Source organism: Actinosynnema sp. CS-041913, from assembly GCF_050942485.1.
In the GTDB taxonomy this organism is placed as follows: Bacteria; Actinomycetota; Actinomycetes; order Mycobacteriales; family Pseudonocardiaceae; genus Actinosynnema.
Window position 1 is genome coordinate 5579150 of the sequence record NZ_CP192037.1, and the last position, 23485, is coordinate 5602634.

Consider the following 23485-nt stretch of genomic DNA (forward strand, 5'->3'; position numbering starts at 1 on the left):
GCTTCCCGACGGCCGGGGAATCTGTTGCGCCGCAGGGAGAGCGTCCCGGGTCCTCGGAACACCTCCGGAGACCTTCCACAGAGGACTGTCGGCGCGCCGACCGGCCCGGGGCCTGTGATCGTTGACACACCGCCATTCGAGGGGTGGAGGAACCGCGCGCGTACGCCACGGGCCGCCGTCACGTTGCCGCGTCGTGGAAGCAACATGAGATACCCCTGGACCCGTTTTCCGGGGTGTGAAGAGCACGCGGGCGGGATTGGTGGCGATGAGCGTGGGCGCGGTGGCCGCGTTGGCGGTGACCGCGGTGACGGTGGTGGACCGGGCGGACCGGCAGCAGCCGCCCGCAGCCGCGGCCACGATCGCGACGAAGGCGGCCGGCTCGGCGACGTCCACCGCGGGGTCCGAGCTGAAGACCGTGCCGCCGCCCGCGGAGTCGGGGCGGACGGCCGTGCCGGCGCCGCAAGATCCGACGGTCGCCCCCTTGCCGCGCGACCTGGCTCCCGAGAGCGAGCCGCCGGTGGTCAGCCTGGAGGGCGTCGCGCCGGGCGTGCGGCGCGGGATCGTCGTGTTCGACCGGGAGACCGGCCGCGAGGTGTTCGCCGAGCAGCCCGACGAGCCGTTCCCGGCGGCCTCCGTGATCAAGCTGCTGATCGCCCTCGACGCGCTGGAGCGGGGCGCGGCCTCGCCGGACGTGGTGGCGGAGATGCTGTCGACCAGCGACGACCACATCGCCAACCGGCTGTGGCGGCTGTCGATCCCGCGGGACTGGTCGGCGCGGCTCGGGCTCACCGGGCTGGTGCCGCCGACGGACCCGTACCGGTGGGGCGACACGCTGATGACGGCGCACGACGTCGTCGCCATCTACCGCTACGTGCTCGACTCGCCGCAGGCGGAGGTGGTCGTCCGCGCGCTGGAGGCGGCGACGCCGCTCGGTGCGGACGGCTTCGACCAGACCTTCGGCATCCCTGACGCCGTGGGCGACCACCGGTGGGCCGTCAAGCAGGGCTGGGCCTGCTGCTACTACGGTCTGCGGGCGCTGAACACCACCGGTGTCATCGACGACCGCTACGTGGTCGCCATGCTGACCGAACAGCCGAGCCCGACCGGGTATGCCGAGGCGAGCCGGCGGGTGACCGCCCTCGTGACGGCGCTGAACCCGCTGTTCGGCGAGGTGTGACGCAGCGCACTGGGACGTCCGGAGCCGTTGCGACGGATAACCTGTGTGACCGACGACGAGTTCCAGCGCTACGCGATGGCGAACGCCGCGATGATCCGCCGCACCGCGTACCGGCTCTGCGGCGACCGGCACGTCGCGGACGACCTGACGCAGACGACGCTGGCCAAGCTGTACGCGGCGTGGCCGCGGTTGCCGCGGGACGTGAACCTGGACGCCTACACCCGGAAGGTGTTGCAGCGCACGGCGATCGACGAAGGCCGACGGCTGTTCCGCAGGCATGAGACGACCGTGGGCGAACCGCCGCCGATGGCCGTGCCCCCGGCCGGTGTGGAGGACGTGCTGGACGTGCGCGCCGCGCTGGTGCGACTGCCGCCGGGGCAACGCGCGGCCGTGGTGCTGCGCTACTGCGCGGACCTGAGCCTGGCCGAGACCGCCCGGCGGCTGGGGTGCGCCGAGGGGACGGTGAAGAGCCAGGCGGCCAAGGGGCTGGCGGCGTTGCGCGAGATCCTGACGGTCCGGCCCCGCCAGTCGGCCGCGTGAAGCGGGCTGGTGGGTTCGCGCCGGCTTTCGTACGCGGATGATCACTCGCGCGCCGGCACCACACCGCTCGCATGGCGCGATCTGTGGGGCACGTGTCGTTGACGCCATCGGCGCGACGAACGAGTCTGAACCCATGCGCCGCGTCGTTTTCGTGATCTACCAAGGCTTCCAGCCGCTCGACCTGGTGGGACCGCACGAGGTGTTCGAGCATGCGAACACCCTGGCCGGCGGTGGCTACCGGTGTCAGGTCGTGGCGCCCGCGGCCGGTTCCGTGAAGGCGCACAGCGGGCTCTCGCTCCACGCCGAGCACGGGATCGGCGACCTCGCGCCCGACGGTGTCGACACGCTGGTCGTGGCGGGCGGTCGCGGTGTCGACGAGGCGTGCCACGACGCCGCGCTGGTCGACTGGATCTCCGCCGCGGCCCGCGGAGCACGCCGTGTCACCTCGGTGTGCAGCGGGGTCTTCCTGCTGGCCGCCGCGGGACTCGTCCAAGGCCTGCGGGTCACGACGCACTGGGCGCGCGAGGAGCAGTTGCGGCGCGCGCACCCGGAGGTGGTCGTCGACTGCGACCCGATCTTCATCCGGGAGGGCCGGGTCTGGACGTCCGCGGGCGTCACCGCGGGCATGGACCTGTCCCTCGCCCTGGTGGAGGACGACCACGGGCGCGACACGGCGCACGCGGTCGCCCAGGAGCTGGTGATGTTCCTGCGCCGGCCGGGCAGCCAGTCGCAGTTCAGCGTGCCGCTGTGGGGTGCGCGTCCCACGACCGACCCGATCCGGGAGGCGGTGGCGGCGGTCATCTCCTCGCCCGGCTCGCGGCACGGCATCCCCGACCTGGCCGCCCGCGCCGGCCTCAGCCCCCGGCACCTCCAGCGCCGGTTCACCGCCGAGCTGGGCATGCCACCGGCCACCTACGTGGAACGCGTGCGCGTCGAGGCCGCGCGTCGCGCACTGGCCGAGGCCGACGACCCGGTGGACGCGATCGCCCGGCGCCTGGGCTTCGGCTCCGCCGAAACGCTGCGCCGCGCGTTCCACCGGCATGTCGGCGTCGCACCATCCGACTACCGGGAACGGTTCCGAGCCATGAAGGAATACGCATGACCACCTACGGATTGCTGATCTTCGACCGGGCCGAGGAGTTGGACTTCGTCGGCCCCTGGGAGATCTTCACCGCGTCCTCGATGCTGCGCGACCACGCCGACACCGTCGTGCTGATCGCCGAGAGCACCGAACCCGTGCGCTGCAACAAGGGCATGCGCGTCCTGCCCGATCACACCCTCGGCGACCACCCGCCGCTGGACGTCCTGCTGGTCCCCGGCGGCAACGGCGCCCGCGAGACCCAGGTCCACAACCCCGCCGTGACCGGGTGGATCGCCGAAGTGGCCGCCGCGGCGTCCTGGGTGACCAGCGTCTGCACCGGCGCCGCCCTCCTGCACGCGTCGGGCGTCGCACGCAATCGCCGCGTGGCCACGCACTTCTCGTACGAGGACAAGCTCGAAGCCCTGGGCGACATCACGGTCGTGCGCGACGCCCGCTACGTGGTGGACGGCAACCTGGTCACCAGCCAGGGCGTGTCCGCCGGGATCGACATGGCGCTGTGGTTGGTCGGACGCCTGCACGGACGCGACCACGCACGCCAGGTCCGCCGCTACGTGCAGTACGAGCCCGCACCGCCGTACCTCGCCGACGAACCGCTCACCTGACCGTCCACCCAACCGTTTCAACCTGTCCCATACCGAACAAGGGAAGTCATGACCAGCACCGAACTGCGTTTCCCGACCACCGAAATCGCTGTCAGCGCCCGCGAGTACGTCGAGCGGATCGAACCGGCGGTCCTGGCCAACCACAGCCTGCGCGCCTACCTGTTCGGCACCGCCATCGCGGCCCAGCGGGGTTGGCAGGCAGGCGAGGACTACGACGACGAACTGCTGTTCCTGTGCTGCGTCCTGCACGACGTGGGGTTGACCGAGGAAGGCGACGGCGACCGGCGCTTCGAGGTCGACGGCGCCGACCTGGCCGTCCGCTTCGTGCTGGAACGAGGCCTCACCGAGGCGCGGGCGCAGGTGGTCTGGGACGCGATCGCGTTGCACACCTCCCCGGACATCGCCGAACGCAAGGGCCCGGAGGTCGCGCTCACCCAGGCGGGCACGATCACGGACGTCGCCGGCACCGGAGCCTCGCTCCTGCCGGTCGGGTACGCCGACGAAGTGCACGCCCGCTTCCCCCGACTCGACGTGGAAGACGGCCTGGCCGACGCCATCGTCGCCCAAGCCCTCGCCAAGCCCGCCAAGGGAGCACCCATGACCCTGCCCGGCGAGCTTGTACGCCAACGCGTGCCTTCGGTACACATGTCGACGTGGAACGACATGGTGGCTGCTTCACCGTGGCGCAAGTAGGCGCACACCGCGCTCGCGATGTGGCAACGGTCGCGGTTCGGTTGAGCCGACCCTCAAGCCGCGCGACCGTTCCACGTCGGGCAGGTCGACCGTCGACAGGGAGGCACACGTGGCAGGAACCGAGCTGTACGACGAGATCGGCACGGGATACTCGCTGGGGCGGCGCACCGACCCGCGGTGGATGAGTGCCATCGTCGCAGCGCTCGGCGACGCGCGGTCGATCGCCGACGTGGGCGCGGGCACAGGCTCCTATGAACCGGCCGGTCGAGTGGTGCTCGCCGTCGAACCCTCCCGCGAGATGATCGATCAACGACCGCCGGGTGCCGCCCCGGCGGTCCGCGCGGTCGCCGAGGCCTTGCCGCTCCGCGACCACTCGGTCGACGCCGCGCTGGCGGTGCTCACCGTCCACCACTGGACCGACTGGCGCCGGGGGCTCGCGGAACTACGGCGAATCGCGCCCCGCCAAGTCGTCCTCGCCTACGACACCCGTCGACACACCGACTTCTGGTTCGTCCGCGAGTACGTGCCCGAAATCGCCGACCTGGAACTCAGCCGGCCCTCGGCACCGGACATCGCGGACGAACTGGACGCCGAAAGCGTCACACCCCTGCCGCTCCCCTGGGACTTCACCGACGGTGTCTTCCCGGCCTACTGGCGACGCCCGGCCGCCTACCTCGATCCCCGCGTCCGCCACGCCTGCTCGGCACTCGCGCAGACGAACCCCGACGCCGTCGAGCGGGGCATCGACCAGCTACGCGAAGACCTCGAATCCGGCCGCTGGCACGAGCACCACCAAGACCTCCTCGAACTCGACCACTGGGACGCCGGCTTCCGCCTCATCGTGTCGCACACCTGAATCATCGGCGTTCCGGTCTGGCGGGCGCGTTCCCCGTCGCCCCCACCCGAGCAAGGTCCATCAGTCCGTGCCAGGTCCGTGAAAGGCCGGCTGGGCATCATGTGCCGGCGTTCGGTCCCCGGAGGGACCGCCACACCCGGCACACGAGGGGAACACTGGGGATGCGAAGACTTCACGTCTTCTGGGTACTGGCCGCGTTGATCGGCACGGTGCTGGTGAGCCCGTTCACCGCTCCGCGCGCGGCGCTGGCGGACGACTCGCCGTCGTTGCCGCTGCCGAGCAACTGCAATTCGACACCGTGGGTCTACAAGAGCAAGGTCGACTACTTCGCCGGCCTCCGGCCCATCCGGAGGGACACCGCGCCGCCCGGCGTGAGGCAGAAGAGGACCTTCAAGGAGACGTTCACGACCGAGGAAGGGCGGGAGCTGTCGGCCTCCGCGGGCATCAGCGTCGGAGCCGGGGCCGCCACCGCGTCCGCCCAGGCCGGCATCACGATCCACCAGAAGATGACGGTCACCGGCGAGGTCACGAGCGAGTTCGACGTGCCGGAGGGCAAGACGCTGAACGTGCAGTACGGCGTCTACATGACGCGGGTCTGGTTCGAGCGCGACTTCCACCCCGCCGGCTGCGAGTGGGACATGCCCTACCCGTTCGGCGAGTGGTACTCCTACCTGGACGTCCCACAGGCCATCGGCTACAAGGCGTGGTACGAGGGCGGCGGTCCCGCTTCGCCGGGCTCGCCGGGCGCGGTGAACCCGCCCGCGCCGCCGAAGCCGCAGCCGGTCACGTCGGTGCACGGCCTCGCGGACGGGACCGTGCTCGCCACCACCGACACCCGCCGCATCTACAAGATGGTGGGCGGCGCGCCGGTCTGGCAGGCCACCTGCGCCGACGGGATCTGCGCGCCCGAGTCGAGGCCGACCACCCAGGCGGTGATCGACGACGGCCCCGACACACCGCGCAACGGCTCGTCGGCCATCGACCAGCGCGGCCGGATCTACCTCTTCGTCGGCGGCGCGCCGCTGTGGCAGTCGAGCTGCGCGGCGCCGATCAACTGCGGCACCCCGCCCAAGATCTCCGACTGGTCCATCGACGCGCGCGACCACATGAACCGGGTGCCCGCGGACGGCAACCTGATCCAGGGCTGGACCGGCTCGTCCGCCACCCCGGTGGCGATGACGGTGGGTGGCGCCCGGGTCAACTTCGCCAGCCCGCAGGAGATCATCGACACGGGTCACGGCGCGAACTGGGCCGGCAAGGTCGTCACCGTCTCCGCCCCCTCGTTCAGCGGGCTGGGCGAGATCCCCGCGGACGGCACGCTCATCCAAGGCACGGTCGGCGGTTCCTCGACCCCCGTCGCCATGTTCGTCGCGGGCTCGCGGATCAACTTCGCCGGCCCCCAGGAGATCATCGACACCGGCTACGGCGCGAACTGGCCGTCGAAGGTGCGGGCGATCCCGGCCAGGGCCTTCAACGCGATGCGCGCCGACATCCCGCCGGACGGCTCCCTGGTGCAGGGCGTGTCGACCGCGGGCAACACCCCGGTGGCGATGATGGCCGGCGCCGCGCGGATCAACTTCGCCAACCCGCAGGAGATCATCGACGCGGGCTACGGCGCGGACTGGCGGACGCAGGTCCGGGCGATCCCCACCCGTGCCTTCAACATGATCCTGGCCGACGTCCCGGTCGACGGCACGCTGGTGCAGGGCACGGGGGGCGGAACGTCCACCGCGGTCGCGGCGCTGGTCGGCGGTGCGCGGATCGACTTCCACAGCCCGCAGGAGGTCGTCGACGCCGGCTACGGCGGCGACTGGGCGGCCAAGGTGCGGGCCATCCCGACGCGGGCGTTCAACGGCATCCAGACCAGGATCGGCGACGGCACGCTGCTCAAGAAACCCGGCCACGACGGCGTGGTCATCGTGCTCCGCGGTCACCTGACCGGCTTCCACAGCATGGCCGAGCTGGCCGACGCCGGGTACAGCGGGGGGCTCATCCGCACCATTCCCGGCCGCGTGTTCGACGCGATGCCGGTGGGCCTGCCCAACGGCGTCCTGGTCAAGAAGCCGCACGACCCCGGCATCGGCGTGGTGCTCGGTGGCGGCTGGGTGACGTTCCACAGCGAGGCCGAGGTCGCGGGCTCCGGCTACGACATCGCCCAGACCTACCCGCTGCCGCCCCGGGTGGTCGACGCGATGCCCCGCACGATCGGTGACGGCGTCTTCGTGAAGAAGCCGGAGCACACCGGTGTCGGTGTGATGCTGGGCGGGGGCTGGACCGCCTTCCACAGCATGGACGAGCTGCGTGCGTCCGGGTATCCCGCGAACCCCATCCACACCATCCCTGCGCGGGTGCTGGACGCGCTGCCGAAGACGATCGGCGACGGCGTGCTGGTGAAGAAGCCGGAGCACGACGGTGTCGCCCTGGTGCTGGGCGGCGGCCGGGTGGCGTTCCACTCGCTGGGCGAACTGGAGGGCTCCGGCTACGGCGGCAGGCCGATCCACCTCCTCCCGGGCCGCGTGCTCGACGCCCTGCCGACCACCGTCGGCGACGGCGTCCTGATCAAGTCGCCCGACTCGCCGACGAAGTGGTGGATGATCGGCGGCACCCGCGAGTCCACCGACCGCGAGGGTCGCGTGTGGACGATCCCGACGCGTGCCCTGAAGCTGATCCCGAACTCGTTCCCGCAGACCCAGGTGGCGAGGGCGACCGACTTCAACGGTGACGGTCGCGACGACATCGCCGCCTTCACGAGGGGCGACGGCGGCGACGTGTACGTCTCCACTTCCGATGGCACCAAGTTCGTGGAAGAGGGGTGGAAGTGGCACGAGTGGTTCGCGCCGGGACAGGAGATCCCCGGCGGCGGCGACTTCAACGGTGACGGGAAGACCGACATCGCGACGTTCACCCGCGGCGGCGCCAACAAGGTCTACGTGGCCCTGTCGACCGGAGCGGGCTTCGCCCCCGCCGCGCTGTGGAGCGAGAACCTCGCGGTCGGCACGGATTTGCCGTCGGTGGGCGACTTCAACGGCGACGGGAAGGACGACATCGCCACCTTCACCCGCGGAGACACGGGCGACGTGCACGTGGCGCTCTCCGACGGGACGAAGTTCGTCCACAGTGGAGCGATGTGGTACGACTGGTTCGCGCCCGACGTGGAGGTCCCCGACGTCGGCGACTTCAACGGCGACGGCAAGGACGACATCGTCACCTTCACCCGAGGCAACGTCGGCAAGGTCTACGTGGCGCTGTCGACCGGGACGTCCTTCGCTCCCGTCACCGTCTGGCACTCGTGGTTCTCCGTCGCCGAAGAAGTCCCCGCGACCGGTGACTTCAACGGAGACGGCAAGACCGACGTCGCGACCTTCACGCGCGGCGAAGGAGCGGACGTCTACGTGGCCCTCTCCGACGGCGGCAAGTTCGTGCCGGCCGGGAAGTGGCACGACCGCTTCGCCGTCGGCAAGGAGGTGCCCGGCATCGGCGACTTCGACGGCGACGGCAAGGACGACATCGTCACCTTCACCCGCGGAGACGCGGCGGACGTGTACGTGTCGTTGTCCGACGGCACGAAGTTCGTGCAACAAGGGATGAAGTGGCACGACCGTTTCGCAGTCGGCAAGGAGGTGCCGATGCCGGGGGCCTACCCCGCGGAACTCCACTAGGCACGCCAGGTGGCCATCGCGCGGAGGTGCGGTGGCCACCAGCCGTCGTCCTGTTGTTCGGGTTGCCGCCTAGGCAGGGTCAGGGGCTCCGGCCGGACTGTGGTGGGTGGTCTTGTCGAGGTTGTCGAGCTGTTGCTGGATGCGTTGGGCGTCGGTGTCGCGGCCTTGTTCCCGGTACAGCTTGAGGGCCTCCTGCCATACCGCGCGGGTCTGGTCGCGTTGGCCGAGGGCGGCGTGGGAGTGGCCGAGGGTGTCGAGCGCGTTGGCGGCGACGGTGACGTAGCCGAGCGTGTGGAACAGGGCCAAGGCCTGCCGGTAGTACTCGATGGCCTGGTGGTGGTTGCCGGTGTGGTGGTCGATGTAGCCGAGGCTGTCCAGGGTGGTGGCCTCGCCGTCGGTGTAGTTGTGCTGTCGTTGCAGGACGAGGGCGGCCTGGCAGTGCTCGCGGGCGGTGTCGTAGTCGCCGAGGCGGGCGGCGAACCAGCCGGCCGAGGCGAGCAGGTCGGCCTCCCACACCGGGTTGTCGAGGGTGCGGAAGAGATCCAGGGCGAGCCGGCAGTGTTCCAAGGCCCGCCGGTCGTCGTCCTGGAGTTCCCATACCCGGGCGAAGACGTCGTGGGTGTGGGCCTGCTGGGTGGGGTCGTCGTGCTGTTCGGCCAGCGCGAGGGCCTGGTTCAGGTGGCTGATGGCCGGGTCGTGTCGGCCGGATTCGGCGTGGGCCGCGCCGAGGTAGCGGTGGGCGAGGATGCGGATGGTGGGGTCGGGCAGGTGGTCGGCGACGTCGAGTGCGGTCTGCCATACGGCGAGGGCGTCGTGGCGGTGTCCCCGCCGTTGGTGGAAGGTGGTCAGGGTCCAGGCCAGGTGCCACACCGTCTGGTAGCGGTGGTGGTGGACGGCGGTGTGCTGGGTGGCGAGCAGGTGGGGGTGGTGGGCGTCCAGCCAGTCCATCGCCGCCGGGTGGTCGGGCAGTGGGTGGGGGTGGGTGCCGGGGGCGGGCGGGTCGAGCGTGATCGGCGGGCGGTGGGGGTTCAAGTGGAACGCGGCGGTGTGGGCGGTGTGGAGGTAGAAGTCGACCACCCGGTCCAGCGCGGACAGCCGCACCGGTTCGGGCAGGGTGTCGGCAACCATGGCCGCGTAGGCGCGGACGACGTCGTGCATGGCGTATCGGCCGCCGGGGTGTTGGGTGTCGATCAGGGAGGCGTCGGCCAGTGCGCGCAGCACCGCTCGGGTGTCCCGTGCGGGCAGGCCGGTGAGGCTGGCGGCGGCGGGCAGATCGATATCGGGGCCGGGTGCGATACCCAGCATGGCGAACGCGATGCGTTGCTGCTCGGTGAGGTGGCGCAACGACCAGGACAGCACGGCGGGCAGGCTCGCGGTGGGGTCGTCGTCGTCGAGGGCGTCCAGGCCCGACTCGCGTAGTTCGGCGACGGCTTCGGCCAGCGGCAGGTGGGGCTCGGCGGCGGCGCGGGCGGTGATCAGGCCGAGCGCGAGTGGGAACCCGCCGCACAGCGCGATGAGTTCGGCGGCGGCGGGTTCGTCGGCGGCGACGCGCTCCGCGCCCAGGGCTGCGACCAGCAGGGCGTGGGCGTCGGTGTCGGTGAGCACGTCCAGGGGCAGCGGCTGGGCGCCGTGGCGGGCGATCAGCCCCGGGAGCCGGTTGCGGCTGGTGACCAGCACGGTGCAGGTCGACGTGCCGGGCAGCAGCGGCACCACCTGGTCCGCGGTGGCGGCGTTGTCCAGCACTATCAGCATCCGCCGGTCCGCGACCAGGCTGCGGAACAAGGCAGACTTGGCGTCCGGGTCGTGCGGGATGCGGTCCGGGGCGACGCCCAGAGCGCCGAGGAACCCCCGCAGCGCTTCCTCCGGGGCGGTCGGCGGGCCGGTGGGACTGAACCCGTGCAGGTCCACGAAAAGCTGCCCGTCGGGGAAGCGGTCGGTGTTGTGGTGCGCCCAGTGCAGCGCGAGCCAGGTCTTGCCGATCCCACCGGCCCCGGCCAACGCCGAGATCACCACCGTCGCGTCCGCGGCCTCCACCGCCTTGGTCAACCGGGCGGACTCGTCGGTACGGCCGGTGAACAACCGGGGCGGAGCCGGCAACTGACGAGGCACCACCACCGACGCCACCGCGACCGCGGCCCTGGCCGGAGCGGTCAGATCCGCATCCGTGTCCAGGATCCGCCGGTACAACTCCTGGAGCCGGACCCCGGGATCGGCGCCGAGTTCGTCGACCAACCGCATGCGCACCTGCCGGTACTGCTCCAACGCGTCGGCCTGCCGACCACTGCGGTACAACGCCAGCATCAACTGACCGGCGACCCGCTCGTCCAACGGATGACGCTGCGCCCGATCCGCGAGACCCGGCAACAACTCCGCATGCCGACCCAGGCGCAACGCGACATCCACGTGATCCAACTCCGCCGCCAGCCGCTCCCGTCCCAAAGTGACGCGCAGGCTGTCCGCCCAGGGAGTGTCCAGATCCGCCAACGGCGCACCCCGCCACATCCCCAAGGCCTGCTCGAACAACTCCACCGCCCGCTCATCGTCCACCGCACGCGCCCCGGCCACCAACTCCCGCACCACATGCAGATCCACGCGCTGTTCCTCGACGGTGAGCCGGTAACCGCCGGAACGACGCTCCAACTGCACATCCCCGGCACCGGACAACGCCGCCCGCAAACCGGAAAGATAGGTGTACAGCGAATTCCGGGCCCGGACTGGAACCGGCTCACCCCACACGCACGTCAGCAACCGATCCATCGGAACGAGCTGACCGGCCTCCACCAACAGCACCGCCAACACCCCACGCTGCTTGGCCGAACCCAACTCCACCGGCACACCGCCGACCTCGGCCTCGATACCACCCAGCAACCGGAACCACACCGTCATCACGACCTCCTGACCCGTGTCCGCCCTGTGCCGGAATCACCGAACAGGCACGCGGCGAGTTCGGCCAAGCGCGGGTGTCGGACGCGCCCCGGCAACTGTCACGCCACAGCGTGGTACACCGGTCCTGAAACGACGGAACCGGGCCGGCCGTTTCCTCGGCCAGGGCACGGATCGGTCGGCGGCACGCGGACGGATGCGCGCCGTGCCTCATGCCGCCGCACGGTAAGCCGGCGTCCGACCGTCCACAAGTCCCGGTGTCGGGAATACGCTGACTGTTGCACGAAAGGACATACCGCATCTTGGTTCGTGGACATGTCGCGAGGCGTCGTGCCACGATGCGCTTGACGGCGCCCGGATTCCGCGGTGAGGTGACGCGGCCGGCGCAGGGATCAGCGGCCCGCAGGTGGCGCCGGCCGACTATCCCGTCGAGCACTGCCGGACGCGAGTGACCAGACCGGTGGCGGGAAGGTGCAGTCCCGCGGTCGCGGCGCGCCAACTACCGAACGTGTCGCGCGGGCCGATGGCCGCGCCCCCGCCGACCCGCCCAAGCCCTGCCACCCAGTCGACCCGGTCATCCAGGACGTTCCATAGGCCCGCCAGGACGCCGCCGGGCACGAGGACCCTGGCGATCTCGGGCCCCGCGACGGCCATGTCGAACCAGTGCAGCGCGTTCCCGGCCAGCACGGCGTCAACGGACGCGTCCGGCAGCGGTATCGCCTCGGCACTACCCGGCCGGGCGCGGATGCCAGCGCCCAGCGCACCGCGTCCGGCGCGTAGTCCGGACGGTGCTCGGCGTATTCGACGGCCGCCGCGCCGAACGACGAGGCGTGAAGTAACCGCACAGCCCGTTCCACACGGGTCACCTTATCCGCGCCGCGAACTTCCCTCCATCGCGGCGAATGCCGTCTCGCCGTTCAGGGGCCGCCGCCGTGCGGACCGACCGGCCCGCACATTCGGTGAGTACCTGCGATTCCTGCGCCGCCAGGCCCGGATCACCCGATGGGAACTGATTTGACATTTTTGCCAGTCCGAGGGCGGCGACAGGATCACGAGGAGAACTCATGAAGCCGTGCTGCGTGATTCCGCCGCCGCGACCGGTGCCACGGTGGAATGCTGAGACGGCCCGTTCGTGGACGGCACTGGGGAGGTGCTGGGGGTGGTGATGCCCGTACCGGAACAGCCGGACGGACCCGGGGGTGGTGCCGGGGTGCGCAATGCGGTGTCGGGTCCTCCGGGTGTGGTGGTGCAGGCCGGTGCGGTGCACGGCGGTGTGACCGTGCACCCTCAGCGTTTGCCGGCCGTGCCGGTGGTGCCGCGTCAGGTGCCGGCGGCGCCTGAGTTGTTCACCGGTCGGGTCGCCGAGTTGGCCCTGTTGGACGGTGCTCTGGTGTCGGGGGCGGTGCTCGCCGCGGAGGGGCGGGGCGGGGTGTCGGGTCCGGCTTCCGCCGATCTGTCGGTGGCGGGGGTGACGGTGGTGATCTCGGCGATCGGCGGACCGGGTGGGATCGGCAAGACGTGGCTGGCCCTGGCGTGGGCGAACCGGAACCTGGGCCGGTTCCCCGACGGGCAGTTGTTCGTGGACCTGCGTGGTTTCAGCCCGGTCGGGGAGCCGGTGGCGTGGGAGACGGCGGTGCGGGGGTTCCTCGACGCGTTGGGTGTGGATCCCGATCGGCTGCCGGCCGGGTCGGACGCGCGGGCGGCGTTGTACCGGAGTCTGGTCGCCGGGCGGCGGATGTTGGTCGTGTTGGACAACGCGGCCACCGCCGAGCAGGTCGTCCCGCTGCTGCCCGGCGGCCGGTCCTGCACGGTGCTGGTGACCAGCCGCAACCGGCTCGCGGGGCTGGTCGCCCGGCACGGCGCCCGTCCGCTGCCGCTGGGCGTGCTGCCCGACGCCGAGGCCCACGCCCTGCTGGCGTCGTCGCTGGGCGCGGCACGGGTGGCAGGCGACGAGCGGGCGGTGGGAGAGCTGATCGCGTTGTGCGGCGGGTTCCCGCTGGCGCTGGGGATCGTCGCCGCCCGCACCCGCGCCCGGCCGGGCCTGCCGCTGGCGGAGATCGTCGCCGAGGTGCGCGAATCCGGCCCGGCCGCGCTGGACGACGCCGACCCGGCCGCCAGCCTGCCGGGCGTGCTGTCCTGGTCGCTACGCCACCTGACCGCCGAACAACGCCGGGTGTTCGCCCTGCTGAGCATCGCCCCCGGCCCGGACACCGGCATCCCCGCCGCCGCGGCCCTCGCCGGCTTCTCGCGGGAGCACACCGTGCAGGTGCTGGGCGCCCTGGAAAACGCGTCGCTGATCGACCGGCACGCGGGCGGTCGTTACGCGATGCACGACCTGATCCGCGCCTACGCCGCCACACTCGCCCACAGCGACCTGGCCGAGCCCGTACGGCGGGAAGCGCTGGAACGGGTGGTGGACTTCTACCTGCACACCGCCCACACCGCCCAATACCTCCTGGAACCCGAAGCCACCCCGATCCGACCGGAACCCGCGGCACCCGCCGTCCGCCCGCACCCGCTGCCCGACCCGTCCTCGGCGATGGCCTGGTTCGACGCCGAACACGCCCACCTGCTCGCCGCCCAACGCACCGCGGCCCGCCGGCAACGCCACCACACCGTCTGGCACCTCGCCTGGAACCTGGTCGTCTTCCACTGGCGGCGGGGACACCGCCACAGCGACGTGACCACCTGGCGCGCCGCACTGGACGCCGCGACCCGACTACCCGACCCCGCACGCCGCATCCGCGCCCACCGACACCTCGGCCGCGCCCACTCCCGACTGGGACAGCACGCCGAAGCCGCCGGACACCTGCACCAAGCCCTCGTCCGAGCCGAACACCACCACGACACCGACCAACAAGCCGCCACCCACAACGAACTCGCACTGGCATCGGGGCAGCGCGGAGACCACCGCAAAGCCCTCGACCACGCCCGACGCGCCGTGGACCTCTACCGCACCCTCGACAAACCGATCTCCGAAACCGCAGCGCTCAGCACGATGGGCCTGCACGCCGCCCATCTGGGCGACCACGACACCGCCCGCGACCACTGCCAGGCCGCCCTCGCGCTGCTCCGCCACCACCACACCCCCCGCGGCGAGGCAGGCGTCCAGGACGTCCTGGGCCTGGTCGAGCACCACACCGGCCACCACCACCAGGCCATCCACCACCACCAACGCGCCGCCACCCTGTACCGCGAGGTCAACAGCCTCTACGACGTCGCGGACGTCCTCGACCACCTCGGCCACCCACACACCGCCCTCGGCCGCTACGACCAAGCCCGCACCACCTGGCAGGAAGCCCTGGAGCTCTACCGACAACAAGGCCGCGACACCGACACCCAACGCGTCCAACAACAACTCGACACCCTCGACCGCGCCCGCAACGACACCATCGCGGACGCCCCATCCCGCAACGAGTCCGAAGTGACGCACACGCGGAACGGTCACAACGACGTGTGCTAGCGGCGGGATCGACGGTAATGTACGGCTGATCACCGAAAAAGCATTTGTGGGGGCAGAATGCAGCCTTTCGATCGAATCCGCAGGGTAGTTGTCGTGGGAGCGGGATTAGGTGGTACGGCGACCGTTGTGCGCATTCTCCGGTGCGCCCGGGAACCGCTGGAGGTCGTGCTCGTCGAACGTCGGGCGGACTACCGGAATTCCGGTGTCGCCTACCAGCCGGACGGCAACCACTGGCACCACGTGTTCAACATCCAGGCGGGCCGCATGTCGGCGTTCCGGGAGGACGTGGACGACTTCGTGAACTGGGCGAACCACGAGGTGGACCGGTCGGGTTGGCCGGACGAGTGGCGTGGGCACACCTTCACCGAGTTCGGTCCCGCGCCCCGCCGGATCTACCCCGAGTACCTGGCGGCCCGGCTCGCCGAAGCGGTCCGGGAGGCGGCCGAGGGCGTAGTCCTGGTCGAGGCGGACGGTGAAGTCGTGGACATCGAGGTGACCGGCGACCAGGTCGACGTGGTGATCGAGGGATTCGCCGGGGAAACCGGCGGTGAACGCGTCGACCGGGCGGTTCTGAAAGCCGACCAGGTCATCCTCGCGACCGGGCTGGAAATGCGCTACCCGGCTTTCGCGGCAGAAGTGACGGAGCACCCCGCGTTCGTCCGCAACCCCTACTCGAAAGCCGGCGTCGAACAACTGCTCGGCCTTCGGCCGGACGCGGCGGTCGCCATCGTCGGCACCTTGCTGAGCGCGTACGACTCCGCGACCCTGCTCCTGCGCCGCGGGCACCGCGGCCCGATCCACCTGATCTCGCGATCCGGACTGACCCTGCGGACCTATCCGGACGACCACCGGCACCGGGTCATCGACCTGCCGCCGCCGGACCTGAAGGCCGACGGGTACGAAGGACGCGAGGAGTTCGTCCGCCGGTTCACCGCGGAATGGGAGCGCGCGTGCGCCGCGGTCGCCGCCGAGCACCCCGACGTGGCCCCGGAGGTGATCCCCGAACGGGTCGCCAAGTCCTGGGAGCCCCACCTGCCCGCGATCCTGGAACGGGTGCCCTCGGCCGACCTCCGGTGGGCTCTCGACACCTACGGCAGCCTCCTGGCCGTGCTGCGGGTCGGCGCGATGTCCTACACCACGGAGACCGTCGACGCCGCCCTCGCCACCGGTCGGATCACCCTGACCAGCGGGACGGTCGAGCACATCCGGGCCGGGGAGAACGGCTCGCTGGTGCTGTCGGTCGCCGGCCGGGACACCGCGCACACCATCGAGGCCGATCTGGTGCTCGGCAATTTCGGCCGGGAGTCCGATTACACCCGCGCCGACTCGACGCTCTGGGTGAACCTCCTGCGCCGGAAAACGGCCGTCGCGCACCGCCGCACGGGTCGCGGGGTGGAAGTGGACGCGGCGGGCAACCTGGTCGGCTCGGACGGCGCGCCGTCCGGGCCGATCCTGGTCGTCGGCAGCCCCCGGGAAGGCGACGAGCTGGTCCGCAACGGCCGGACGGGCGCGTTCACCTTCAACCTGGCCGCCATCAAGAACCACTCCGTCACAGCCGCGACGACCGTGCTGCACCGGATCGAGTCCTGCTTCGACGAACAGGCCACCGCGCTGACCGACACGGCCGACCACGAACTGCACGAGGCCTTCACGCACTCCGTGACGCTCGACGTGCGGCGCATGGCCGCCCGCCGCCGCACGGAACGCAACGCGCACGCCATCCGCCTGGAGCGCGGCATCCGACGAATCCGGGACATCACCTTCCGAAATGGCGGAAAACCGGTTTCCGACCGGGCGCTGCGTTTCGCGGTGAACGCCGCCGCGACGGTCAAGCTGACCGACCTCTCGGTGACCCCGCGCGACCTGAGGACCCTCCTCGGACTCGACGGACCGGAGGGTCCGACCGGCTGAACGGCGATTTCCGCCCGGAACGGAGTAGCGCGATTGCGGGGCCCCCACTACCCCGGCACTCGGGAAGATGCCGAGCCGGCCGGGCGACTGCGACGCTCGTGCCATGCCTCGGATTCGGCAGGGAGAACACCGTGAGCCTCGTGAAATCCCGGGTGTAGTGCTGGTCGGCGGGCCGGCGACGAGTGTCCGAGGTGTCGGCAACCGCACCGGTCGGCCGCAACGCGGTTCCGTCCTGGTGGTGGAAAAGCTCGGCCCCGAGCTGTACGAGGCGATCGTCGCGTCGGTCGCGGTCGTCTGCTCGGCGGGCGGCCGGACCGGTCACATGGAGTCGCTGTGCCGCTCGCGCGGCATCCCGGTGCTCCGGGTCGCGACCGCCGACCTCCCGGACATCGTCGGGGAAGTCACCGTGCGCACCGACCGCCAATCGGTGACCCTCGGCGGTGTCGAGCCGCACGACGACACCGGCGGCTGGCCGACGGTGAAACCCGAAGACCTGCGGTCGATCTGCGTGGTGATCGCCGACGGGACCGACGTCCAGGCGACCAACGCGCTGACGCCCCGGGTCGAGCAGGTGGAGTCCTTCTTCATCCGCGAGGAGTTCGTCTGCCTGTCGGCGGGCCTGAGCCCGCTGGACGCCCTGCGCGCGGGCGTGCGCGAGGCCGAGCGTTACGGCGCGGCGATCGGTGCGGAGCTGTGCGCGATCGTCAAGGAGCTGCTGCCCGGCCAGCGCCTGGTGATGCGGCTGCTGGACCTGCGTTCCGACGACGCGGCCCGGATCACCAACGCGACCGACGTCGACCACGAGACCAACCCCGAGCTGGGCCTGCACGGGGCGCGCTGGCTGTTGCAGGAGCCGCACTACCCGGACGCCTTCCGGGCGCTGCGCGGACACGTGCTGGAGCGCCTGGGCCCGGACGCCGACCGGTTGACCTTCGCCGTGCCGTTCATCAACGACAGCGACGAGTTCGTACGGCTGCGGGCCCGCCTGGACCTGTCGGACGACGTGCCGCTGTCGGTGTTCGTGGAGACACCCGCCGCGGTGCACTCGACGGCCGCGTTCTGCGCCGCCGGGGCAAGCGAGGTCTTCGTCGGCACCAAGGACCTCACCCAGTTCTACCTGGCGGCCGACCGGGGCAACCACCGGGTCGCCGCCTACTACCAGACCCGGCACCCCGCCGTGCTGGCCGGTCTGCGCCAGGCGCTGGAGGACGGCCGCGCCGCGGGCATCCCGGTGCACGTGTTCGCGCTCGGCGTGGACGCCGACCACTACCTGGCCGACCTGCCGGTGGACCGCTTCATGATGTGCACGGCGGAACTGCGTCAACTGGTGGACCGGCAACCCGATCCCAGTCCGGTGTAGACGGTCGGACACCCGGGCCGGGCGGCGCCTCTTCCGGGAAGGCGTCGCGGCTCGACCGCCATGCGTTGGGAGTACCCGGTTCCGTCGCCACCACTCCACTTCCCCGCTGTCCGGCTCGTTTGCCGCTGACCGGACAGGGTACGTCGAGTAGGCGAAGCCAGGCTGCGGCGGTCACCGGCCGCGGACAGGAGGAGCCATGCGAGCACTGAAACGGGTCGCCGAGACCGAGCAGACGCTGCTCGTGATGCTGAGCATGGTCCCCCGCCTCCTGCGCGACGCGGACTGGCGGCGCAGGTCCCCGGACGAGGGCGCGGGCCTCGGCGTGCTGCTCGTCCCCGGTTTCGGGTTCGGCGACCGCAGCCTCGCCCTGGCGGCGGCGTGGCTCCGGGCGCGGGGCTACCGGCCCGCGCCCGCTCGGATCGGGTTCAACGTGGGCTGCACGAGCGAGTTGGTCGACCGCATCGAGCGGCGGCTCGAAGAGCACGCGGACCTCACCGGGCGGCGGGTGGTCCTGCTCGGGCAGAGCCGCGGCGGCTGGCTCGGCAGGCTGGCGGCGGTGCGCAGGCCGGACCTGGTCCGGGGTCTGGTGACGCTCGGATCCCCGGTGCTCAACCCACTCGGCGCGACCTCCGGGGTGGTCAGGGTCGCGCGGGCGTTGGCGCGGCTGTCCGCTCTCGGCGTGCCCGGACTGCTCGACGACGACTGCTTCACCGGCTCCTGCTACGAGACCAACGTGGCCTTGCTCGCCGCGGAACTGCCGCCCTCGGTCCCTGCCCTGGCCGTCTACTCCCGCCTCGACCGCGTCGCACCGTGGCACCTGTGCCAGGACCCCAGCGCGGAGTGCGTCGAGATCCGCAGCAGCCACACCGCGATGGGCCTGCACCCCGACTTCTACCGCGTCCTGCGGCCGAGGCTCGCCTCCTGGGCCACAGAGGACGATCGGGTGCCGTCACTCGTGTGACGCGGGAATCCAGGGCAGGTGAGTCGTGCCGAGCAAGCGGATCGTCCTGGAGCCGATCGACCAAGGCCGCGGGCACGCCGAGCGCGAGCGGCCCGACTCCTCCCACCCGTACCCGGCCGACCTCGACCACGAGCCCGGCAAGCGGTTGCTGGGCCTCCTGCGCACCACCGACCACAAGCAGATCGGCATCCTCTACCTGGCGACGTCCTTCGGGTTCTTCGTCATCGGCGGCCTGCTCGCCCTGTTCATGCGCGCCGAACTCACCGCGCCCGGCCTGCAGTTGCTGTCCAACGAGCAGTACAACCAGATGTTCACCGCGCACGGCACCCTGATGCTGCTGCTCTACGCCACCCCGAACGTCTTCGGCTTCGCCAACTTCGTCCTGCCCCTCCAGATCGGCTCACCGGACGTGGCGTTCCCGCGCCTCAACGCCCTGTCCTACTGGCTGTTCCTGTTCGGCGGGCTCATCGTGCTCAGCGGGTTCCTCACCCCCGGCGGCACCGCCGACTTCGGCTGGACCGGCTACACCCCGCTCAGCGGCGCGGCGCACTCCCCCGGCGTGGGCGCCGACCTGTGGGCCGCCGGGCTGGTCGTCAGCGGGCTGGGCACCATCCTCGGCGCGGTCAACATGATCACCACCGTGGTCTGCCTGCGCGGGCCGGGGATGACCCTGTGGCGGATGCCCATCTTCACCTGGAACATCCTGTTCACCAGCATCCTGGTCCTGCTGGCCTTCCCCGTGCTGACCGCCGCCCTGTTCGGGCTGCTGGCCGACCGGCACCTCGGCGCGCACGTGTTCGACCCGGCCAACGGCGGGGCGGTCCTCTGGCAGCACCTGTTCTGGTTCTTCGGCCACCCCGAGGTCTACATCGTCGCCCTGCCCTACTTCGGCATCATCACCGAGATCCTGCCGGTGTTCAGCCGCAAGCCGATCTTCGGCTATCGCGGCCTGGTGTTCGCCACCATCACCATCACACTGCTGTCGGCCGCGGTGTGGGCGCACCACATGTTCGCCACCGGCGCCGTCCTGCTGCCGTTCTTCGCCTTCACCTCCTTCCTCATCGCCGTGCCCACGGGCATCAAGTTCGTCAACTGGATCGGCACGATGTGGCGCGGCAGCCTCACCTTCGAGGCACCCATGCTGTGGTCGATCGGGTTTTTGGTCACGTTCCTGTTCGGCGGCTTGTCGGGGGTGGTCCTCGCCTCCCCGCCGCTGGACTTCCACCTCACCGACACCTACTTCGTCGTCGCCCACTTCCACTACGTGCTGTTCGGCACCATCGTGTTCGCCACCTTCGCGGGCCTGTACTTCTGGTGGCCCAAGATGACCGGTCGGATGCTCGACGAGGGCCTGGCCAAGTGGCATTTCTGGACCACGTTCGTCGGCTTCCACGCCACGTTCCTGGTCCACCACTGGCTGGGCGAGGCCGGGATGCCCCGCCGCTACGCCGACTACCTGCCCGGCGACGGGTTCACCGGGATGCACCTGGTCTCCACCATCGGGTCGTTCCTGCTCGGCGCGTCCACACTGGTGTTCGTCTGGAACGCCTTCCGCACGCACCGGCACGGCGAGCGCGTCACCTCGGAAGACCCCTGGGGCTTCGGCAACTCCCTCGAATGGGCGACCACCAGCCCACCGCCACGCCACAACTTCCACCGGCTGCCCCGCATCCGCTCCGAACGCCCCGCCTTCGAACTGCACCACCCCGAGGCGGCGGAGCGGATGCGCCGCGAGGCCGTCGGCGGACCCGGTGGCCGCAAGACCGGGCACCGGCACGAACGCGAGGGCTTCCACGCGGACGAGTCGTTCAAGCGCACCGAGCAGCAGGGCACCGGGCCGGCCCACCTGGGCCGCAACCGACGTGACCGCATCGCACGGGTGTTCGTGCTGACGGCCGCGGCCGTCGCGGGCGTCGCGGCGGCGGTCGGCTTCGCCGGTGACCGCCTCCTGTGGTGGGACATCGGCGTCGGGCACGCCGCACTGCTCGCGGCGTTCGCCGTCGCGGCCGGGGTGAGCCCGTGGTGGCGCCGGTCGCTGGTCGGGTTCGCGTTCGCGGGCTCGGTGCTGATGCTGGGCCTGTTCGTCTGGCCCGCCACGTCGACGGAGCCCACGCGCCCCTTCGGACTCGGCCACCCCGACAGCCTGTTGCACCTCGGATTGGGGGCGCTCCTCCTGACGGGCGCGCTGTTCAGCGTGGGAGGCCGGTTCGCCAACCCGTGGAGCGACGAACAGGCCGACCGGTCCCGTGACCGACCCGGAGGTGAACCGTGAGCAGCCGCCCGCGGCAGGACGACCGGCTGTACTGGTGGAAGGTCGCGGCCGGCTCGGTGACCACCGCCTACCTCGCCGCCTTGCTGCTCACCGCGCTGCGGCACGAGTCGGGCAGCGCCGCCTACGCACCCGTCGTCGCCGTGGTCCTGGTCGCGGTCGCGTCGGGCGTCGCGGTCTCGGTCGTCCGGCGGGGCCGAGCGTGGCTGCGCCGCCCGCCCCGCACGGGCGGGCCGCTGGAGGAGCGGGTGGCCTCGATCGCCGGCGTGGTCGGCACCGCGATCATCGCGGCGGTGATCGCGCTCCGCATCCGCCGCAACGACCGCTCGTGACAGCGGCTTGTACTGACGCGGCTTGTACTGACGCGGCTTGTACTGACGCGGCTCGTGCCGACGCGGTGGCGGGCCCCACCAGCCACTACGCCCCCGTCGCCGCCAACGTCCTGGCCTCGTACCGCCAGTGGTCAAGGGACGCGTGCCCACCACAGCGGGACACGCGGCTCCGCCGTCTCACGGTTGAGCCCACGTGACGGGTGGTACCGCTGATGGGTGCGCGTCCCACAGCGCCGCCGGCACTACCTCGGAGGTGGAGCGACCTTGTCAGGTGACCGACGCGGGTTCCCGCTCAGGCTGCTGTTCGCGGCGGTGGTCGCCCTGCCGGGGACCTGGCTGGGGGCCGCCGACTACCTGGGCGCGCCGCACCCGGAACTGCCGGCGGCGGTGGCCGCGGCGGTGTTCGGCCTGGCGATCGTGGGCGCGGCGTTCGTGCTGTCCTGGGCCGCCGAGGCCGCACAGGTCGACATCAGCGCGGGCTTGGCCATCGCGGTGCTGGCGCTCGTGGCGGTGCTGCCGGAGTACGCCGTCGACCTGGTGTTCACCTTCCAGGCCGGTCAGGAGTACGCGCAGCAGGGGACCTGCGCGCCTCCGCCGGGCGAGGCGGACCCGTGCTCGCTCGCGCTGGCGAACATGACCGGCGCCAACCGGGTCCTGGTCGGGTTCGGCTGGCCGCTGGTGGTGCTCGTGGGCGCACTCGCCGTGCGGCGGGCCGACCGCGAGAGCCGGTCCACCCGGCAGGGCCGGGTGGCGCTGGCCCCGGTGATGTCGGCCGAAGTCGTCTTCCTCGGCGCGGCGACGCTGTACTCGCTGACCCTGCCGCTGCGCACCTCGCTCACGCTGGTCGACGCCGCGGTGTTCCTGGCCATCTTCGCCGGCTACGCGTGGCGGCTGTCCAAAGCCCCGGTCGAGCAGCCGCAACTGCTGGGCGTGTCGGCGTGGGTGGGCGGCAAGGCGCGCCGGCCGCGGCGGTGGTGGGTGGCCGGCATGTTCGCGTTCGCCGGGCTGGTCATCCTGGCCACCGCCGAGCACTTCGCGCACGACCTCGTGGCGACCGGCACCCACCTGGGCGTCGACGAGTTCCTGCTGGTCCAGTGGGTCGCGCCGCTGGCCAGCGAGTCGCCGGAGCTGATCGTGGCCTGCCTGTACGCCACGCGGCTGATGGCCTCGCACTCCCTGGGCACGCTGCTGTCCAGCAAGGTCAACCAGTGGACCCTGCTGGTCGGCACCATCCCGGTGGTGTTCGCGATCTCCAGCGGCAGCACGCACGGCCTGCCCCTGGACGGCCACCAGCGCCTGGAACTGCTCATCACCGCCGCCCAGTCGCTGTTCGCGGTGAGCATCCTCGCCGACCTCGGCCTCACCACCGCCGGCGCGGTGACCCTGTTCGCGTTGTTCGCCACCCAGTTCACCGCAAGCATCGTGCTGCCCGACAACGCCAACCGACTGGTGATCGTCGTGCTGTCCGCGGTCTACATCGTCCTCGCGATCGGCCAACTGGTACGCCGACGACACATCGGCGCCCGCACCGCTCGCGACGGGGTGGTCACCCCGTTCCGCGAACTGGCCGAGCGCTCCTGAACCGACGTGCCGCGCGGCGTCACCCGAACATCGCCAACACGGCGCCGATCCCGGCAAGAGGTGCTCGCCGGGGTACCGCCCGGCGCACTCACCCGA

At 71.4% G+C, this 23485-nt stretch carries 15 protein-coding genes and 1 pseudogene; 14 read left to right on the forward strand and 2 right to left on the reverse strand.

Features of this window, described 5'->3' with window-relative positions; genetic code table 11:
- The first annotated feature begins 235 nt into the window (after positions 1–235).
- From ACQPZF_RS25305 to ACQPZF_RS25335, 7 genes are all read left to right on the forward strand, one after another.
- Complete coding sequence (locus ACQPZF_RS25305; protein WP_433260869.1) at positions 236–1177, forward strand: hypothetical protein; 942 nt, start codon at positions 236–238, stop codon at positions 1175–1177.
- 45 nt (positions 1178–1222) lie between these two features.
- Positions 1223–1717: a SigE family RNA polymerase sigma factor gene (locus tag ACQPZF_RS25310; RefSeq protein WP_433260871.1), complete on the forward strand. Its 495-nt coding sequence runs from the start codon at positions 1223–1225 to the stop codon at positions 1715–1717.
- Positions 1718–1850: 133 nt separating this feature from the next.
- Complete coding sequence (locus ACQPZF_RS25315; RefSeq protein WP_433260873.1) at positions 1851–2819, forward strand: GlxA family transcriptional regulator; 969 nt, start codon at positions 1851–1853, stop codon at positions 2817–2819.
- Positions 2816–3421: a DJ-1/PfpI family protein gene (locus ACQPZF_RS25320; protein WP_433260875.1), complete on the forward strand. Its 606-nt coding sequence runs from the start codon at positions 2816–2818 to the stop codon at positions 3419–3421. The genes ACQPZF_RS25315 and ACQPZF_RS25320 overlap by 4 nt, the downstream gene beginning before the upstream one ends.
- A gap of 48 nt (positions 3422–3469) precedes the next feature.
- Positions 3470–4114 carry an HD domain-containing protein gene (locus ACQPZF_RS25325; RefSeq protein WP_433260877.1) on the forward strand — a complete coding sequence of 215 codons (645 nt, stop codon included), beginning with the start codon at positions 3470–3472 and terminating at the stop codon, positions 4112–4114.
- A 181-nt stretch (positions 4115–4295) separates the two neighbouring features.
- Entirely contained in the window at positions 4296–4970 is a 675-nt protein-coding gene (locus tag ACQPZF_RS25330) for a class I SAM-dependent methyltransferase (protein WP_433274690.1), read from the forward strand.
- 161 nt (positions 4971–5131) lie between these two features.
- A complete protein-coding gene (locus ACQPZF_RS25335; RefSeq protein WP_433260879.1) occupies positions 5132–8629 on the forward strand; it encodes an FG-GAP repeat domain-containing protein in 3498 nt (1165 codons plus the stop codon).
- Between the two features lie 69 nt (positions 8630–8698).
- Here ACQPZF_RS25335 and ACQPZF_RS25340 read toward each other — a convergent pair whose 3' ends face one another.
- Positions 8699–11515 carry a BTAD domain-containing putative transcriptional regulator gene (locus ACQPZF_RS25340; protein ID WP_433260881.1) on the reverse strand — a complete coding sequence of 939 codons (2817 nt, stop codon included), beginning with the start codon at positions 11513–11515 and terminating at the stop codon, positions 8699–8701.
- 417 nt (positions 11516–11932) lie between these two features.
- Positions 11933–12199 carry a hypothetical protein gene (locus tag ACQPZF_RS25345; protein WP_433260883.1) on the reverse strand — a complete coding sequence of 89 codons (267 nt, stop codon included), beginning with the start codon at positions 12197–12199 and terminating at the stop codon, positions 11933–11935.
- Positions 12200–12722: 523 nt separating this feature from the next.
- On the opposite strand from ACQPZF_RS25345, the gene ACQPZF_RS25350 reads away from it, so the two are divergent.
- The 7 genes and pseudogenes from ACQPZF_RS25350 (at position 12723) to ACQPZF_RS25380 (ending at position 23389) form a co-directional block, all read left to right on the forward strand.
- Positions 12723–14975, forward strand: coding sequence for an ATP-binding protein (locus ACQPZF_RS25350; protein ID WP_433260885.1), 2253 nt, complete (start codon positions 12723–12725; stop codon positions 14973–14975).
- Positions 14976–15032: 57 nt separating this feature from the next.
- A complete protein-coding gene (locus ACQPZF_RS25355; RefSeq protein ID WP_433260887.1) occupies positions 15033–16886 on the forward strand; it encodes an FAD/NAD(P)-binding protein in 1854 nt (617 codons plus the stop codon).
- Between the two features lie 103 nt (positions 16887–16989).
- The gene (locus ACQPZF_RS25360; protein ID WP_433260888.1) at positions 16990–18246 is read left to right on the forward strand and encodes a putative PEP-binding protein; all 1257 of its coding nucleotides are present in this window, start codon (positions 16990–16992) and stop codon (positions 18244–18246) included.
- Positions 18247–18442: 196 nt separating this feature from the next.
- Positions 18443–19207, forward strand: a complete 765-nt coding sequence (locus ACQPZF_RS25365; RefSeq protein ID WP_433260890.1) for an alpha/beta fold hydrolase — start codon at positions 18443–18445, stop codon at positions 19205–19207.
- Between the two features lie 145 nt (positions 19208–19352).
- Positions 19353–20945: pseudogene (gene ctaD / locus ACQPZF_RS25370) on the forward strand (aa3-type cytochrome oxidase subunit I); the annotation flags it as partial.
- Positions 20946–21475: 530 nt separating this feature from the next.
- Positions 21476–21808 (forward strand): hypothetical protein, encoded by a 333-nt coding sequence (locus tag ACQPZF_RS25375; RefSeq protein ID WP_433260892.1) that lies wholly within the window; start codon positions 21476–21478, stop codon positions 21806–21808.
- Positions 21809–22072: 264 nt separating this feature from the next.
- The gene (locus ACQPZF_RS25380; protein WP_433260894.1) at positions 22073–23389 is read left to right on the forward strand and encodes a sodium:proton exchanger; all 1317 of its coding nucleotides are present in this window, start codon (positions 22073–22075) and stop codon (positions 23387–23389) included.
- The last annotated feature ends 96 nt before the right edge of the window (positions 23390–23485 follow it).

Coding starts and splice junctions, on each gene's coding strand:
- ACQPZF_RS25315 (WP_433260873.1), top strand. CDS start 1,851: ATGCGCCGCGTCGTTTTCGTGATCTACCAAGGCTTCCAGCCGCTCGAC.
- ACQPZF_RS25320 (WP_433260875.1), top strand. CDS start 2,816: ATGACCACCTACGGATTGCTGATCTTCGACCGGGCCGAGGAGTTGGAC.
- ACQPZF_RS25325 (WP_433260877.1), top strand. CDS start 3,470: ATGACCAGCACCGAACTGCGTTTCCCGACCACCGAAATCGCTGTCAGC.
- ACQPZF_RS25330 (WP_433274690.1), top strand. CDS start 4,296: ATGAGTGCCATCGTCGCAGCGCTCGGCGACGCGCGGTCGATCGCCGAC.
- ACQPZF_RS25335 (WP_433260879.1), top strand. CDS start 5,132: ATGCGAAGACTTCACGTCTTCTGGGTACTGGCCGCGTTGATCGGCACG.
- ACQPZF_RS25340 (WP_433260881.1), bottom strand. CDS start 11,515: ATGACGGTGTGGTTCCGGTTGCTGGGTGGTATCGAGGCCGAGGTCGGC.
- ACQPZF_RS25355 (WP_433260887.1), top strand. CDS start 15,033: ATGCAGCCTTTCGATCGAATCCGCAGGGTAGTTGTCGTGGGAGCGGGA.
- ACQPZF_RS25360 (WP_433260888.1), top strand. CDS start 16,990: ATGCCTCGGATTCGGCAGGGAGAACACCGTGAGCCTCGTGAAATCCCG.
- ACQPZF_RS25365 (WP_433260890.1), top strand. CDS start 18,443: ATGCGAGCACTGAAACGGGTCGCCGAGACCGAGCAGACGCTGCTCGTG.